Origin of the sequence: Clostridioides sp. ZZV15-6598 (assembly GCF_020657705.1) — a bacterium.
Classification (GTDB): domain Bacteria; phylum Bacillota; class Clostridia; order Peptostreptococcales; family Peptostreptococcaceae; genus Clostridioides; species Clostridioides difficile_F.
Window position 1 is genome coordinate 1 of sequence record NZ_JAGWCS010000281.1, and the last position, 1,120, is coordinate 1,120.

1 protein-coding gene is annotated in these 1,120 nt (G+C 23.9%); it reads right to left on the reverse strand.

Annotated features, from left to right (window positions below; all coding sequences use genetic code 11):
* Nucleotides 1-834 (reverse strand): GNAT family N-acetyltransferase (locus KGF50_RS21550; protein WP_227849956.1); only part of this gene is annotated, 834 nt, incomplete at its 3' end.
* Between the last annotated feature and the right edge of the window lie 286 nt (nucleotides 835-1,120).

Below are 1,120 nucleotides of genomic sequence, written 5' to 3' on the forward strand. Positions count from 1 at the left end.
CTTTAGTTCATTACATTCTAATTGGTCCTTTAGATTTCTTACATGTACCTTATAGTCTAAATACTCTAAACCAAATTTATTCGTAACATGTTTTAATACATTTTCAACATTTATATTATTCAATCCTATTTCAACTACTTCTCCTATAATAGAGCCCTCTTTTTTTATTGTTCTTATTATTAAATATCCTATTATGTTACTATTTTCTTTTATAAATACTTTCTTATAATCAATTGGCCCCCAAGCAATAGTAGCTGCATGTAATAATTTTTTAAATTCATCTCTTGTTCTTATAAATCTAGTACTATTTTGATTATATAATTCAATCATTTTATTTAAATCAGTATCTTTTTCAAAATTAGTTTCATCGAATTCAACTATTTCATATGGTATTTCAATATTTTCCGGCTTTATTGTATATTTATAGAAACTCTTCACTACACTACAATTTCTTCTACTATATAAACTTCTTGTCCCTGAAATAATTAAAACATCTACACCATCAGAAAACATTTTTTCTTCTGCTTTATCTAGTATTTTAGATGAATATCCCTTCTTCTCATAATCTGGATGTGTGCATACTCCACCTATAGCTGCAACCTTTAGTTTATTTCCTTGAATAGATACATCTTGTACCAAATAGTTTACATCTGAAACTACTTTTTCATTTTCTGATATTATAATCATATTTTCTATGTTATCTTTATTCAATAAAAGTGGAAACTCTTCCACCATAGTTGGCTTATAGTTTCTTGATATTCTAAACACATAGTTTATTAATCCTGTTACTTTATCAAACTCTTCCACTTTTGCACTTCTTGGTTTTATTTCCATCTATATTCCTCCTGATATTATTTAAAATATTTTAATAGTATTATTTTCATCAAAATATTTATTATCACATTTTTAAATTTATTACTACATTTCTAATTATATCTTTTTTCTTCATGATTTTTAATTGTTTTTCAACAAACTTCTATAAAAAATATATATAATTTCCAGTTATACTTATAAAATGACCACTTATGTATAATATATTGAAATATTTCCTATATATTTATATGATTAAACTCTATAGGTCAATTGAAACAACCATTTTATTGAGAAGGTTATATTTTTT